Annotated in this window: 11 protein-coding genes; 6 read left to right on the top strand and 5 right to left on the bottom strand. The window is 49.8% G+C overall.

Going from position 1 to position 15,074, the window contains the following annotated elements; genetic code table 11:
• Nucleotides 1–45 precede the first annotated feature (45 nt).
• Nucleotides 46–2,505, bottom strand: a complete 2,460-nt coding sequence (locus ABT58_RS05340) for a glycogen/starch/alpha-glucan phosphorylase (protein ID WP_047873296.1) — start codon at nucleotides 2,503–2,505, stop codon at nucleotides 46–48.
• A gap of 479 nt (nucleotides 2,506–2,984) precedes the next feature.
• Between ABT58_RS05340 and malT the strand changes: the two genes are divergently transcribed.
• The 5 genes from malT (at nucleotide 2,985) to ABT58_RS05315 (ending at nucleotide 9,484) form a co-directional block, all read left to right on the top strand.
• On the top strand, nucleotides 2,985–5,693 hold the full coding sequence (malT, locus tag ABT58_RS05335; RefSeq protein WP_047873295.1) for an HTH-type transcriptional regulator MalT: 2,709 nt from the start codon (nucleotides 2,985–2,987) through the stop codon (nucleotides 5,691–5,693).
• A 35-nt stretch (nucleotides 5,694–5,728) separates the two neighbouring features.
• Nucleotides 5,729–6,412 carry a DUF4336 domain-containing protein gene (locus ABT58_RS05330; RefSeq protein ID WP_047873294.1) on the top strand — a complete coding sequence of 228 codons (684 nt, stop codon included), beginning with the start codon at nucleotides 5,729–5,731 and terminating at the stop codon, nucleotides 6,410–6,412.
• Between the two features lie 484 nt (nucleotides 6,413–6,896).
• Nucleotides 6,897–7,178, top strand: coding sequence for a hypothetical protein (locus ABT58_RS05325; RefSeq protein WP_047873623.1), 282 nt, complete (start codon nucleotides 6,897–6,899; stop codon nucleotides 7,176–7,178).
• A gap of 257 nt (nucleotides 7,179–7,435) precedes the next feature.
• On the top strand, nucleotides 7,436–8,167 hold the full coding sequence (locus ABT58_RS05320; protein WP_047873293.1) for a glycosyltransferase: 732 nt from the start codon (nucleotides 7,436–7,438) through the stop codon (nucleotides 8,165–8,167).
• Between the two features lie 3 nt (nucleotides 8,168–8,170).
• A complete protein-coding gene (locus ABT58_RS05315) occupies nucleotides 8,171–9,484 on the top strand; it encodes an LssY C-terminal domain-containing protein (protein WP_047873292.1) in 1,314 nt (437 codons plus the stop codon).
• Nucleotides 9,485–9,587: 103 nt separating this feature from the next.
• Here ABT58_RS05315 and ABT58_RS05310 read toward each other — a convergent pair whose 3' ends face one another.
• The 4 genes from ABT58_RS05310 to modA all read right to left on the bottom strand — a co-directional run bounded on the left by ABT58_RS05310 (nucleotide 9,588) and on the right by modA (nucleotide 13,187).
• Nucleotides 9,588–10,235, bottom strand: coding sequence for a CAP domain-containing protein (locus ABT58_RS05310; RefSeq protein WP_047873291.1), 648 nt, complete (start codon nucleotides 10,233–10,235; stop codon nucleotides 9,588–9,590).
• 413 nt (nucleotides 10,236–10,648) lie between these two features.
• The gene (gene modC / locus ABT58_RS05305; RefSeq protein WP_047873290.1) at nucleotides 10,649–11,734 is read right to left on the bottom strand and encodes a molybdenum ABC transporter ATP-binding protein ModC; all 1,086 of its coding nucleotides are present in this window, start codon (nucleotides 11,732–11,734) and stop codon (nucleotides 10,649–10,651) included.
• A complete protein-coding gene (gene modB, locus ABT58_RS05300; RefSeq protein ID WP_047873289.1) occupies nucleotides 11,731–12,420 on the bottom strand; it encodes a molybdate ABC transporter permease subunit in 690 nt (229 codons plus the stop codon). Before modB ends, modC begins: the two co-directional genes overlap by 4 nt.
• Nucleotides 12,420–13,187 (bottom strand): molybdate ABC transporter substrate-binding protein, encoded by a 768-nt coding sequence (modA, locus tag ABT58_RS05295; protein ID WP_047873288.1) that lies wholly within the window; start codon nucleotides 13,185–13,187, stop codon nucleotides 12,420–12,422. Before modA ends, modB begins: the two co-directional genes overlap by 1 nt.
• Before the next feature lie 286 nt (nucleotides 13,188–13,473).
• Between modA and ABT58_RS05290 the strand changes: the two genes are divergently transcribed.
• Nucleotides 13,474–14,958: a carbohydrate-binding protein gene (locus tag ABT58_RS05290; protein WP_047873287.1), complete on the top strand. Its 1,485-nt coding sequence runs from the start codon at nucleotides 13,474–13,476 to the stop codon at nucleotides 14,956–14,958.
• Nucleotides 14,959–15,074: the final 116 nt, after the last annotated feature.

The raw sequence follows: 15,074 nt of genomic DNA, 5'->3' as shown, positions 1-15,074 counted from the left end.
GGGTTGTTGTGCGGATAGCTGTTTTAAAGTTAGTTACATCAGTAATTAACGGTTTACTGGATCAAGCTTCCAGATGTTGTTGGCGTAATCACGAATACTACGGTCTGAACTGAACTTGCTCATCAAGGCAGTATTTAGAATTGCTTTACGCGCCCATGTTTTCTGATCGCGGTATTCCGCATCGATCTTCTCATGTGTTTTCACGTAATCAGCAAAATCAGCCAGTACCAGGTATGGGTCACCACCGTCTAGCAGATTCGCACGAATCGCTGACAATTGACCTGGCTGACCAGGGGTGAACTCATCCGTATCCAACAGATCCAGCGCTGCGCGCAGTACGCTATCAGCTTGGTAGTAGCGGTAAGGGTCGTAACCCTCTTGTTTTAGTTGTTGTACTTCATCCACCAATAGGCCAAAGATGAAGATATTGTCGTCGCCCACTTCTTCGCGCATTTCTACGTTAGCGCCGTCCATCGTACCGATGGTCAGTGCACCGTTCATCGCGAACTTCATGTTACCGGTACCTGATGCTTCTTTACCTGCGGTAGAGATTTGCTCAGACACATCAGCCGCCGGGAACAGAATTTCAGCCAAGCTCACGCGGTAGTCTGGTACGAATACCACTTTCAGCTTGCCACCCAGACGTGGGTCGTTGTTCACTTTCTCTGCCACTTTGTTGATGGCAAAGATAATGTCTTTCGCCAGTGCGTAACCCGGTGCCGCTTTCGCACCGAAGAAGAACACACGTGGATGCATGTCGAACGTTGGGTCGTTCAGCAAACGGTGGTACAGAGACAAAATGTGCAGCAGGTTAAGGTGCTGACGCTTGTACTCGTGCAGACGTTTGATTTGAATATCAAAGATCGCATTGGTATCTAGCTCGATACCCATGTTCTCTTCTACCCAATCCGCCAAACGCTGTTTGTTTTCTTTCTTCACCGCCATGTAGCGCTTCTGGAAGTCTGCATCTGTTGCAAACTGCTCAAGCTCAGCGATTTTCTCAAGGTGTGCCGGCCAGTCTTCGCCTACTTTTTCAGTGATCAGCGCAGACAAACCCGGGTTACAGTATTTGATCCAACGACGAGGTGTTACACCGTTCGTCACGTTAGTCAGACGACCTGGGAACAGTTCATTGAACTCAGGGAACAGATCACGCTTCACTAGCTCAGAGTGCAGTGCAGCAACGCCGTTCACCGCATAGGTGCTCACCACACACAGGTTCGCCATGCGTACCATGCGCTGTGGGCCTTCTTCAATAATGGATAGCTTGCGCTTAATGCTGTTGTTGCCCGGCCATTTCGCTTCAACCACTTGTAGGAAACGGTGGTTAATTTCGAAAATGATTTCCATGTGACGCGGCAGCATCGCTTGGATCAGTGCTTCACTCCACGTTTCCAGTGCTTCAGGCAGCAAGGTGTGGTTGGTGTAAGCGAAGGTGTTAGACGCAATTTCCCATGCGGCATCCCAACCCAGTTTGTATTCATCAAGCAGAATACGCATCAGTTCAGGGATCGCGATGGTTGGGTGTGTGTCGTTCAGCTGAATCGTTTCTAGCTTCGCCAGCTCTTCAATAGTGTGGCCCGCTGCATGGTGACGACGCAGGATGTCAGCCACAGAACACGCACAGTGGAAGTACTGCTGCATCAGACGCAGTGCTTTACCCTGATCGTGGTTGTCGTTCGGGTACAACACTTTGGTCACGTTACCCGCTTCAAGCGCTGGGAACTGTGCACCCACGTAGTCACCGTCGTTGAAACGCGCTAGGTTGAACGGCGCTGTTGAACGACATTCCCACAAACGCAGCGGATAAACGCTCTTGTTGCCGTAACCCACGATCGGCAGATCCCACGCCACACCTTCAACAGTCAGTGCAGGCACCCAGCGGCGACACGCTGTACCATTTTCGTCTGTGTACGCTTCAACGTGGCCGTAAAGGTTCACTTGCTGCGTCAGTTCTGGGCGTAGCACTTCCCATGGGTAGCCTTCTGCGCCACGCCATGCGTCTGGTGCTTCTTCCTGACGACCGTCAACGAATGACTGACGGAACAGACCGTATTCATAGTGCAGGCCGTAACCCACAGCCGGGTACTCTTGTGCCGCCAGTGAGTCCATGAAACATGCAGCCAAACGGCCCAAGCCACCGTTACCCAGTGCAGGGTCACGCTCTTCTTCCAGTAGGTCAGTAAGGTTTAGACCCATTTCTTCCATGGCTTGTGATACGTTTTCATACAAGCCCATGCTGATCAGGTTGTTGCCCGTTAGACGGCCAATCAAAAATTCCAAAGATAGGTAATTCACACTGCGCGCTTTTTCTTCCGCCAGTGTTTTTTCCGTTTCTAGCAGGTTCGTGGTGGTGAACTCTGCCAGTGCGCGACCCATTGCTAGATACCAGCTACGTGGTGTCGCATTTGCCAATGTGGTGGCGTATGTCGTTGTGAGGTGTTTTTCTACTGCCGCTTTAAAAGCCGCTTTATCGAATTGTTGTGTCTGACCATTCTTAGTCATGGTTCAATCTCGCTCTAGGATGATTTCCAACTGCTGACAATGTTGCCTGTCTTTCGCACCTGAAACATCCTCCCGAAAACAGGAGGATGAGGGATGAGTGAGAGGGGCGTAGTTCCTTCCGCCCCGCCCATTATGTGACCAGCTGCAAAAAAATCGGGTGTAGAATCAACCTCCTGCCCCATTCGATGCAACTGGACTCACATAAGAAACATATAGACCCATGTGCAACGGAGAGAATGAAATCGTCAAAAAAATAGAAGATATGTGATTACTGTCATAAATCTAAGGCTGAGTGCGCGAGTTTTGCTGCGTGGATTTTTTTCAACGGTAAAGTGATAGGGAAAATAAATACCGTGTAGTCCCTCCCAATTCGGGTGAATCGCCACACGGCATAACATGCTCTTCATGGCACACCTCACGCGCCGATCATCACGCGAGAGCATCAACGGATATGAAACCTTCTTAGAAGATGCAAGACTATGTGGATACCCTCTAAATTAACGCGTCCAGCGCGCCTTCATAATGCTATATTGCGCCCTCGACTGTTGGAAACACTGGAGCCCGCTCCGTTTTACCGTCTTGTCTTGTTCCGCTCTCCAGCGGGTTACGGTAAAACCACCATGGCGGCACAATGGCTCAGTGAGCATTCGCATACCGGCTGGTTTAACATCGACGAGAATGACAACGACACATTCCGCTTTGCCAATTACCTGTTGCAATCCATCAACAAAGCGACAGGTAACGCCTGTTTAAAAACGCAAGCAATGGCGGAGCGTCGTCAGTTTGCTTGTCTCTCCACCCTGTTCAGTGAATTGTTCGGTGAGCTGATCGACTATCACGAACAAACCTACCTCGTGCTGGATGACTACCACCTCATCCACAATGACGATATCCACGATGGCTTGCGTTTCTTCCTGAAGAACATGCCGGATAACCTGACGCTGGTCGTGACCAGCCGTACGCTGCCGCCGCTGGGTACCGCTAACTTGCGGATCCGAGATCTATTGATCGAAGTGGATAACAGCCTGCTGGCGTTTGACGAAGAAGAAACTGAACGCTTTTTCCATAAACGCATTGCAGATCAAGTGGAAGTCAGTGTCCTAAAATCGCTGCACACGCAAGTGGAAGGCTGGCCTTCTGCCCTGCAGCTGATTGCCCTGCACGCCCAGCAAAAACCGGACACCCTGATGGCCTCTGCCGAATCCATGGCGAACTTCAACCGGGGTCACCTGTGGGATTATCTGGCCGAGGAAGTGTTTGATTTGCTCGACAGTGATACGCAGCACTTCCTGTTGCAGTGTTCAGTGCTGGACATGTTCAACGCCCAATTGGTGACCGATCTGACCGGCCGCAGTGACGCGTTGGCGATGTTGGAATCCCTTAACCGTTTTGGGCTGTTCCTGAACACGCTGGAAGGCGATAACAACTGGTACCGCTTCCATAACCTGTTTGCAGAATTTCTGCGCCACCAGCGTTATTCTCAAATTCCACAGCACCGCACAGAACTGCACACGTTGGCAGCCAAAGCGTGGCTGAAACAGCATTCGCCACAACAAGCATTGTTACATGCCCAAAAGTGTGAAAACGAAGCCTTGGTGATTGAGATCCTCAGCGATCACGGGTGGGATATGTTCCACCACGGCGAGATCACGCTGCTGGAAACGGCCATTGCGAATATTCCGGATGACAGCCTTTGCGCCCACCCTCGCCTCAGCCTGTTGCGCATGTGGCTGGCACAAAGTCAGCACCAGTACAATGATGTCGGTGACATGATCACCGAAACCGAAGCGGCGCTGGCGGAACACAACATTGTGCTGAACGATGCACTACAAGGGGAATTTAACGCCCTGCGTGCTCAAGTGGCGATCAACCAAAACAAACCGGAAGACGCGCTGATCTTATCGGAACAAGCACTGGGACAGTTACCGTCAACCACCTATCGCAGCCGCATTGTGGCAACATCTGTGGTCGGTGAAGTACACCACTGTCTGGGTAACCTGAGCCGTGCCCTGCCGATGATGCAGCAAACAGAGAAAATGGCGCGCCAGTACCATGTCTACCACCAAGCGCTGTGGGCACTGCTGCAACAAAGTGAAATTTTGCTGGCACAAGGCTATGTACAAAATGCATTTGAACTGTTGGATCAAGCGTTCAAACTGGTCAAAGAGCAGCACCTGCAACAAGTGCCGCTGCATGAGTTTTTACTCCGCCTGCGTGCGCAGATCCTGTGGTGCTGGAACCGTTTAGACGAAGCCGAAGAAGCGGCGCAAAAAAGTCTGGATGTGTTAGCACCTTACGATGAAACCAAACTGCTACACGCCTATTCCATGCTGGCACGTATTGCCATCACCCGTGGTGAGCAAGACAAAGCGGCCCGTTATCTGGAAAAATGTAATGGCATGATGGATCGCTCGCTGTACCACATCGACTGGCGTGCCAATACGGATTTAGCCAACCTGTTGTACTGGCAGCAAAGCGGTAATCATGAGCGTATTCAGCAATGGCTTCATCATGCCGAAGAGCCGGACGGTGCCTGCAACCACTTCCAGCAATTGCAATGGCGTAACATTGCCCGTGCGTGTATCCATGTGGGTGAATTGGAGCGTGCAGAGCAGATCTTTACCATGCTGGATGAGAGCTGCGAGAAACACCAACTGATCACGGACAAAAACCGTAACCTGGTGCTGCAAGCCATTCTGAGTAAACAACAAGATAACCGCCCACAAGCTCTGAATCAGATCAAAACTGCGCTGGAACTCACAAACAGCACAGGCATGGTAGGGTTATTCTTGTGTGACGGTTCAGCCATTTGTGATTTGCTGCAAGAATTGGTCGACATCAAAGCGCTCAATGAGTTAGAACTGCACCGTGCCCGCCAATTACTGCGTGAAATGACCAGTAAAGAGCGCAACCGCTCAGTCCACTTTGATGAAAACTTTGTTGAGAAGCTGCTGAACTTGCCGGATATTCCGGAATTGATCCGCACCAGCCCGCTGACGCAACGTGAATGGCAAGTGCTGGGCTTGATCTACACCGGTTACAGCAACGAACAAATCGCAGCCGAACTGGATGTGGCCTCAACCACCATCAAAACGCACATTCGAAACTTGTACCAAAAGCTCAATATTGCCAATCGCCAACAAGCCATTGAGACTGCTGAAAATCTTCTGAAATTAATGGGCTTCTGATCCCCAGAAGCGCCTTCTTAGGTTAAGGATGACCGATGATAGAATGGAGCAAAGATAGGCTATGGTACGTGGACATGCCGTTCAAACTGAACGGCATTCCTGTCGGTGCCCGCATGACCATTATTCGGCTGGAGAACGGTCAACTCCTGATCCACTCCCCGATTCAACTTACCACCCAACTACAACTGACGATCAGCCAACTCGGTGCCATTCAGGCCATTGTCACGCCCAACATGGGCCATCATTTATTTCTGTCCGAATGGTGGCTGGCCTACCCGCAAGCCTACTTTTTTGCACCGCCCGGCTTAGAACAAAAACGGACGGATCTTGTCTTTGATGATGCCTTAAGTGCCACCTCGCCGGATCTCTGGCAGTTCCAGCTTTACCAAACCCTGCTCCGTGGCAGTGACAAAATGGAAGAAGTGATCTTTTGTGATCCTCTCTCCAACACCTTGATCGTCGGTGATACGCTGTCCTGGCTACGCCCTACCCATAACCTGCTCACCCTTGCCTTAGGCATTGCCAATGGCTGTTATTTTTCACCGGCACTGCCCTACTACTGGCGACGCACCTTTCAGGATAAAACCCGCTTACGCCAATCCTTACAAGAAATCCTGACCTGGCCTTTCGACCGCATCATTTTGTCTCATGGTCAGAACATTGAACAAGATGGCAAGCTGATGTTTTACGAAGCGTTCAAATGGGCGTTTGAAGAATAACGGCGTCATTGGCACATCATTTAACGCATTCGCACCTTGCCCTATGCGTATTCGCGCAATGCAGATAAAGCGTGAGCCCCTGATTCATCACTCTTTTGTGGTTATTTTTTGTCCTGAATCAAGAAATCCCCAGTTTGAACAGTGGCAATTTTTAAGTGTGATTGTCATCACAACCACTTACCCCATTCGGCGTATATTTATTATCCGAAGTGACCTTGCTATGCACGCTCACACGCATGTCGGCGTACGTAATTCAACGGCAACAGCAATTACTGGATTGGTGCTCCTTATTGCCTGTTTACGTTGAGTTACGTCCGCTGTACTGCCCGCGAGTGCAACATCCTGCACAGTAAGGTGACAGCAACAATGTACGCAATCATTGATTGCGGGGTATACCCAAGCCGACTTTGCTACCGATAACAACCCATCGGGTACTGGGGTGGTTTGGGTATAAAGATTCGTCTTTATGTTTAAGGTTATGGATATGACTGCATCAAAGCTTTACTTGCGAGACATTTTAGGACTCGGTCTACTTATCTCTGCCATCTTGGTCATGCTCGGTATCATTTTCAGCCTCCTTGGCGCACTCAACTACTTTATCGGACAGGACATGGCCGCAGACACCTTTATGCGTGAAGCCATTCCACTCTTTTTCTTTATGGTACCTTGCTTCCTATTGGCAAAGATCATCAGCCGTCCTCAATGGATCCATGATGTGGAAGACTATCAATTAGCCGCTGCGAAGAAATTCAGTCAAAGCCACTGAGTCGTTCACAGCCCTGTAATAGCCACCACGTAACACGTATCACTCCGTAAGCCACCGTTTTTTCTTCACGAAAATTCGGTGGCTTTTTTCTTTTCTCAGCACCTCACTGAGTGCTGTTCTACTCCCCCCCTCAGTCTCCTCTACCTTTCTGAACGGAATATGAATTTTTTCCTCAGTAAACATTCAATGATTGTCATGCAGACTGTGCACTATTGAAGCGATATGTCTTATCCAACATGAATGAAATGGAGTACACCATGAGCCCGATTAGCATTGTGATTATTACCCTGAACGAAGAAAAACGTATTGGTCGCTTACTCGAAGATCTGAGCAAACAAAGCCATCGTGATTTTGAAGTGATCGTGGTGGACTCCAACAGTGACGATAACACCTGTCTGGTCGCACAAGGGTTCGAACACGCGTTGCCTGCCCTGACCGTGCACAAAATGCAGGGTCGCGGTACCAGCTTAGGCCGCAATACCGGCGCCAAACTGGCTCGCCACGAACGCCTCTTGTTTCTGGATGCGGATGTACGCCTCTCTCCCACTTTCCTGACTAATGCCCTGCATGAACTTGATTCCCGCAAACTGGATGTTGCAGGCGCCTATATGGGGGCAGAGAACCTGTCGATGAGCTATCGCCTTGGCTACGCCGCCTTCAACACCGGTCTGTTCATTACCTCTTTCTTCTTTCCAACGGCTGTCGGGGCGTGTCTGTTCTCTACCCGACGTGTTCACGAAGAGATCGGGGGCTTTGATGAAAGCATTGTGTTGTGTGAAGACTGTGATTACGCCAAACGTGCCGCTCAAACGTGGCGCTGGCGTATGATCCCGGTCAGCTTCTGGTTCGATCCTCGTCGCCTTGAACAAGATGGCTTTCTGCAAATGGGCATGACGTACCTGAAAGCCAATGTCCGTCGCTTCTTCAAAGGCGAAATGCGCAACAACGAAATGGAATACAAGTTTGGCCATTACAAGGATGCACAGTAATTCATGGCGAATGTTGATTGGTGGTGGTTCTTTGGGGGCAGTTTTCTTGATGCCCTGATCGGCCCCAACTTATTTGTGCCCGGTGAGCCTTTTTTAATCGGTGCGGGTTACCTGCTCAGTAGCGGTGCACTGTATGGCGTCATCGCCGTTCTGTGTGGCGGCTTACTGGGCGATCAACTGAGCTTTTGGATTGGCCGCCGCTTTGGCGCAAAAGGCCGCCGTTGGATGGGTAGCCACATTCAAAGAACCCGTCGCCCACTTGCTCGCACACGGCTGTTATTGAAAAAGCGCGGGCCATTAGTGGTCGCAGCGGCACGCCTGCTCGGCCCGGTGGCGTGGATCATGCCATTTCTGGCTGGTAGTTACGCCATGCGCTGGTCAACCTTCACCCTTTATTCGCTCATTGGGCTTAGCATCGGTGTCGGTCAATTTGTATTGATGGGGTATTTACTGGCGCAAGGCATCGCATTACTGCCTAGCTGGGACAGTGTGGTACTCGCCCTGCAAGAACACAGCCTGTTATTGATGGCGATCATAACGGCATCAGCGACCTGTTACTGGTTGTATCGCCGTTATAAATGGAAAAAATGGCTGACGATGATTCTGTGTTGGCTCACCACGTTAGCCGGGGCGAACTACTACCATTTTTTTCATAGTCAGGCTTACGACATGGCGTGGATTTCCTCCGCACAGGCACGTATGGCCTCCACGGCAGAACCAGACAACAGTGCGTTAGTGCTTGATGAACTGAATTATCAGGTCTTTCCCGGATTAGCGCCGGTGTATCAGGCTCAGCCGATCAATATCATCTACAAAGGTGAACACCCTGATCGCTTAATGAAACAACTGGGTTGGATTGAAAACAAAACCTTTTCCAACGACCAACTGACGGCACGGCAATACTTGGGGCTGATTGATGACACCACCCCACCGGTCTCGGATCTCTATTGGAATCTGCAGCCCCAATGGTTGGCGTATCAGGTTAAAGGGGATTTACTCAAACGTCACCACATCCGGTGGTGGTACGCCGGGCAAGAAGCAGAAACAGGCAATACGATTTGGCTGGCGGCAATCAGTTATGATGACAACATCAAACTGGCGCACTACAAAGGTCTGATCACCCTGCTGCATGCCATTGATCCCGATACCGACGTAGAACGCGACACGTTGATGCAGAACGCCCAGCAACAAGGCTGGAACACCGAGTACGCTCCCTTTGGGGAAATTATAGCCTTCTCCAAATCTCGCCACTATTTCTCTGATGGTCGTGTTGCCATCATTGCGGAGACGAATAGCTGCTCAGCCAGTGCCTGCTAAGACTTCGGCTCATACAACCATTGAAAACAAAAAAGCGGCTACCCTGAGCCGCTTTTTGCTATTCATCATTTTTACGCAACCATGTCACATTATCACACCACAATTAGCTGCGAGGGCGTGCAAACACCTGCGTCCAGTATTGGTCATACTGTGTATCCATGTTTTCCACCATGGCTGCACCCATTTGCGTCACATTGCCATTCATGATGTTTTTACAGTGGCCTGGGCTCGCCATCCATGCTGCCATCACAGCGGGAATATTTTTCTGACCCGCAGCCACGTTCTCGCCCCATGCATTGGCAGAGTAACCGGTATCGGCAATACGCTGATCAGGGGTTGAGTTATCGGAACCGGTGTGGCTCATGAAGCCGCCATTAGCCATATCGCTGGAGTGACGGAATGCCGCTTCTTGCAGATCGTAATCCCAGGTCAGCGCAGGGACAGCAGGCATGATTTCGCCGCCACAGTTTTGCTCCTGTGCACGGGCTTGGTTAACCGCATTCAGCATTTGCTCAGCAAAATCGGTATCATCCGGCACGATCACATTTCCAGGTGCGCTTGGCCCCGTTGTATCGCCAGCGTCTGTATTACCGCCTGTCACACCACCATTATTAGACCCTGTATTTGATCCTGAGCCATTCGATACATTGGATCCGCCCGTATTCGCAGAAGAGGAATCCGAACTACCGCCGCCACCACAGCCAGAAAGCAATGCGGCGGATAATACTAATAATGGAATGACTTTCTTCATAATATACCTAGCTGTTGCGTTATCTTTTCAATATATCAATAGTGATATGACGGGGCACACTATACTGACTCATTGCTTAACAGTTCAATATCCAGCGGTTAAAACATCGACATTTTTACACAAGCCTGACAGTTTATTGAGCATTAATACTTTCACAATAAATACCTAAGACACTGTATTAATTGAATTTAATTACAAAGTCATCACTGCTTAATAAATGCCTTAATTATGAGATGCACCTGTTTTTAAATTTAGGCATTAAAAATAAGGATAATGAAAAATTTGAAAAGTAAATAAAACAAACTTGCGCATAAAAATACTATTCAGCACAATTAAATGACGAACATGAAGACAAAAAAATACCGCATGACGCGGTATTTATATTTTCAATATTAAGCCAGAGTAACTATTAGTTACATCGCCGCTAAATCATCCTGCGTCACACTGACCCCTTTAATTTGAGCAAATACTGCATCACCCACCTGAAGATTTAATTCTTCTGCGGCCCACAAGGTGATATTCGCCCACAATTGGGTTTCCCCTACACGCAATCTCACTTCTACCCGTTCTTGATGATCAACCGGATGGATCTTATCGACCTTGGCCGCCAACACATTACGGATACTGGTTTGCTCAGGACGTTTCTTGGTGATGGAGACATCATTAGAGTAAATTCGCACCCGCACCCATTCACCACGCTGACGTTGCAGCTGATTCACCCACAGGTACGAATCATGATTCAGCATCACCTGCGTTAGCGCATATCGCGGATGAGGGAAGTTTACACGCGCACTCAACAATGAACTCTGCTCTTTCACCGGTAACCAAGGGCGCATTTCTGGTGAGCCCCACACACTGTTAATGTGACCGGATACCACCACCTTTCCTTGGTTAATCATCACCATATGATCGGCCAGACGCAGGATCTCATCCAAACTGTGCGTCACATAGAGGATAGGAATATTCACCTCTTTGGTTAACCGTTCCAGATACGGCATCAGCTCTTGCTTGCGCGGCAAATCCAGCGAGGCAAGAGGCTCATCCATCAACAGCATGTCAGGATTAGACAGTAAGGCTCGGCCAATGGCGACACGTTGCTTTTCCCCGCCCGACAACGACGCTGGATAACGATTCAACAGATGATCAATACCCAGTAAGGCGGTGACCGACGCAAATTGTGCCGGATCAGGATGTCGGCAGCCGTATTTTAAATTGCCCGACACCGTGTAATGCGGGAATAGGCGTGCATCCTGAAACACATAACCGATTTTCCGCTTTTCTGGTGGTTGCTGAATGCCTTGTTGGTGGTCAAACAGCACGTGATCGCCCAGCGCAATACGTCCTTCATCAGGTTTTGTCAGCCCGCTAATCACGTTAATAAGCGAGGTTTTCCCTGCCCCAGAGCGGCCAAAAATCGCCGTAATGCCCTGCATCGGCAATGACAGATCCACATCCAGATTCAGATCACCCAAGGTTTGTTTAACATGAATGCGGATCATTGGATCTCCAACCGACGACGAGCCAGACGGGTTAACCATTCAGATGCCAGCAATGATGCTAGTGCAATCACAATGGCAATCACACACAGACGCGCCGCCTGATCTTCCGCCCCGGGTGTTTCAATAAAGGAATACATCGCCAACGGAATGGTCTGGGTTTCCCCCGGAATGTTGGAGACAAAGGTAATGGTTGCGCCAAACTCGCCGAGGGCGCGCGCAAAAGCCAGAATGGCGCCGGTTAACACGCCAGGCAGCGTCAAAGGCAAGGTAATGGTCATGAAAACGCGGAACGGACTGGCGCCAAGTGTACGCGCCGCCTGCTCCAGCTTGCGATCTACCCCTTCTAATGCCAAACGGATAGATCGTACCATCAACGGAAACGACACCACCGCCACCGCCACCACAGCGCCGCGCCAGCTGAAACTGAACGTCAGACCAAACCAATCATACAAATAGCGGCCAATAAAGCCTTGACGGCCTAATCCCAGCAACAGTAAATAACCAATCACCACGGGCGGTAATACCAAAGGCATGTGGATCAAGCCATCCAACATCGCTTTACCCACAAACTGGCGGCGGGCTAACAGCCATGCACACACAATACCAAAAGGTAAGCTGACCAATACCGCCACACTGGCAATTTTCAGGCTCAAAAACAGCGCCTGAATTTCATACTCCGTTAGCACTACTTGCGTTCTCCGAAGCCATACTGGGCGAAAATCGCCGCTGCTTCATCGGACAACAAATAGTCATAGAAACCTTGTACCGCAGGGGTGGTTTTCCCTTTCACAATCGCGAGCGAATAAGCAATCGGGCTGTGGCTGTCATCCGGGATCTCACTCACCACTTTGACTTTATCGGAAATCATCGCATCGGTTTTGTACACCACACCCAACATGGCTTCCTGACGCTCCACCAGCAACAGTGCCCCACGTACGTTATTCGCACGGGCTAACAGCGGCTCAGCCTGCTGCCATAAACCCAGATCTGTAAACGCTTCTTTGGTGTAAATTCCTGCAGGCACATGTTGTGGATCACCCACCGCTAAACGTGTGCCTTCTAGTGCGGCTTTCATATCCCACGAAGCTGACAGCGCAATATGATTGGTTGGATAAGACGTCGGAGCAACCATCACCAAGTGGTTTTCCAGTAATGTTTTACGGCTACTTGTTTCGATGGCACCTTGTGATACAAGGTAATCCATCCACTTTTCATTAGCAGATAAGTAAATATCTGCAGGCGCGCCTTGTGCAATTTGACGAGCCAGCGCGGCCGAGGAGGCATACGATAAGGTCGGCTTTTCTCCGGTTTTTGCTTGATAGGCTTGCGCCACATCGTTCATCGCATTAGTCAGAGAGGAGGCGGCAAACACCGTTACCTTGTCCATTGCCCAACTGGCATTCGCCATCAAAGCAAAACCCAGTGCCACGCACCCAAGACCTAAACGCTTCATTTTTATACTACCTAACCGGGAAAAACAGCGACATATAGTAAGGTATATGGCGCACCAGAGGAATACCCCCTTCTTATACCTGTTCGACATGTCTTCATCCCACACTCTGTCTTTTACCGTTTCAATCGTTTTCATGCCTGCGCGATCCGCTCCCCAAAGTGTCACCTCACCACCTCTCGTTACAAGCTTTTAACACTCACTCTCTTTAGAGTGGCACGTCAACGTCGATACTGCACAGTGTGTCGCCACACTCGATACTGTCCTCAATACAAAGGAGACCTCAAGGATGACCGTCACTCCCCGCATATTGCTTGCGCTATCTACAACAATCGCTGCCGCCCTGCCCGGCCATGTCAGCGCGAATGATAATGGTGGTATAACAGCCAACACGTATGATCATCTGCCTACCGATACGTATATCGTCAGCACGACCAATGACTACATCCATTACTATGATAAACAAGGGCAATTGCTGCTCAGTACCCAGTATAGTCTGCCTGACGCCAGCGATTATCTGCGCGATCTCGCTGTCACACCAACGGGCATTGCGGTCTATTACGGCACATTTGATGCCTCTCTGGCGATGGTATACCCCACCCATGTGCAGCATTTCTCTTATGATGGTCTGAGTACAGTCAATAACGGCACTTTTGGCGGGTTAGCGGTACTGGGACGTTATGCCTATCTCACCGATATGGAAACGTATCCCAAACGCAGCAAAGGGATTGTCCGGTTCGATCTTACGGATGACAGCACACAGGCCTTCCATACTGACACGAACTACATTGATATAACGGTCGGGGCTGATGGTTTACTCTACGCCCTGCAAAATGTGTACGGTGATCTGGATATCCTCGAACCTGTCAGCCTGAAAAAAATCAAGCACCTGGATTTAGGGCATACCTCCAGTTCGCGTGCGGTCACGGCCAACGCCGTCGGGGAAATTTTTATGGCGAGTTGGGACGGCAATCTGTACCAGTATGATCAAGATGGTGTGTTATTCCATCAAACCCTCATCAACTCTGCAGGCTTAACCGATATTGATATTCACCCCAGCAGTGAATTGATCGTAACAGACCGAGACAATGTCATTCATATTCTCGATGAATCCGGCGACCCACTAAACCGTATTTCGCAAGGTAATGAATGGATTGCATTCAGTGCTTATGCCGAACCGCTTCGCAACTTCCCGCCGATTCTGAAACACAATACGCCACCTCAATCTCTCGACATCGGCCAAACGATCACATTGGATCTTTCCGGTAGCTATGATCCGGAAGGTAACGTACTCGCCCCTCACATTGATACCGCAGAAGGATTCAGCATAACGTCAACGGATGATCCACTTGTCTGGACATTAACAGCCCAACAAGCAGGGCAACATCAGATCACGATCACACTCGACGACGGCACTCAACAAACACGCAACATGTTCTCTGTGAATGTCATTAGCACAAGTTGTGATGTCGATCCAAATGCGAGCAACTATCCAGAATGGCAACCTAACACCACCTACACCCGAGAAACGGTCAGTTATGACGGATTAGTATGGAAGGCCAAGTGGTGGAATCAAAACCAAGCTCCCAGTTTTTCAGGCCCATGGCAATTAATCAGTGAGATCGCTTTACCTTGGGACACAGATCGCCAATATAAGAAAGGCAACACGGTCACTTACCAAGGCCAAACTTACCAAGCAAATTGGTGGAATCAACATGCCCGCCCTCATGGCCACCCCGCTTGGACTCACATCGGCCCCGCAAGTGATTGCTAACAAGCCTTTTCAGCAGACCTCGTGATTAGCAGGGGGTCTGCTGTTTTCTTTTTCACGCTTCTCAAAACGATATTCACAACATAAATATCAGATAGGCATTTTGCCATAATGATTTC

Origin of the sequence: Photobacterium aphoticum, assembly GCF_001029435.1 — a bacterium.
In the GTDB taxonomy this organism is placed as follows: domain Bacteria; phylum Pseudomonadota; class Gammaproteobacteria; order Enterobacterales; family Vibrionaceae; genus Photobacterium; species Photobacterium aphoticum.
This window is presented reverse-complemented; position numbering and strand designations above follow the sequence as displayed.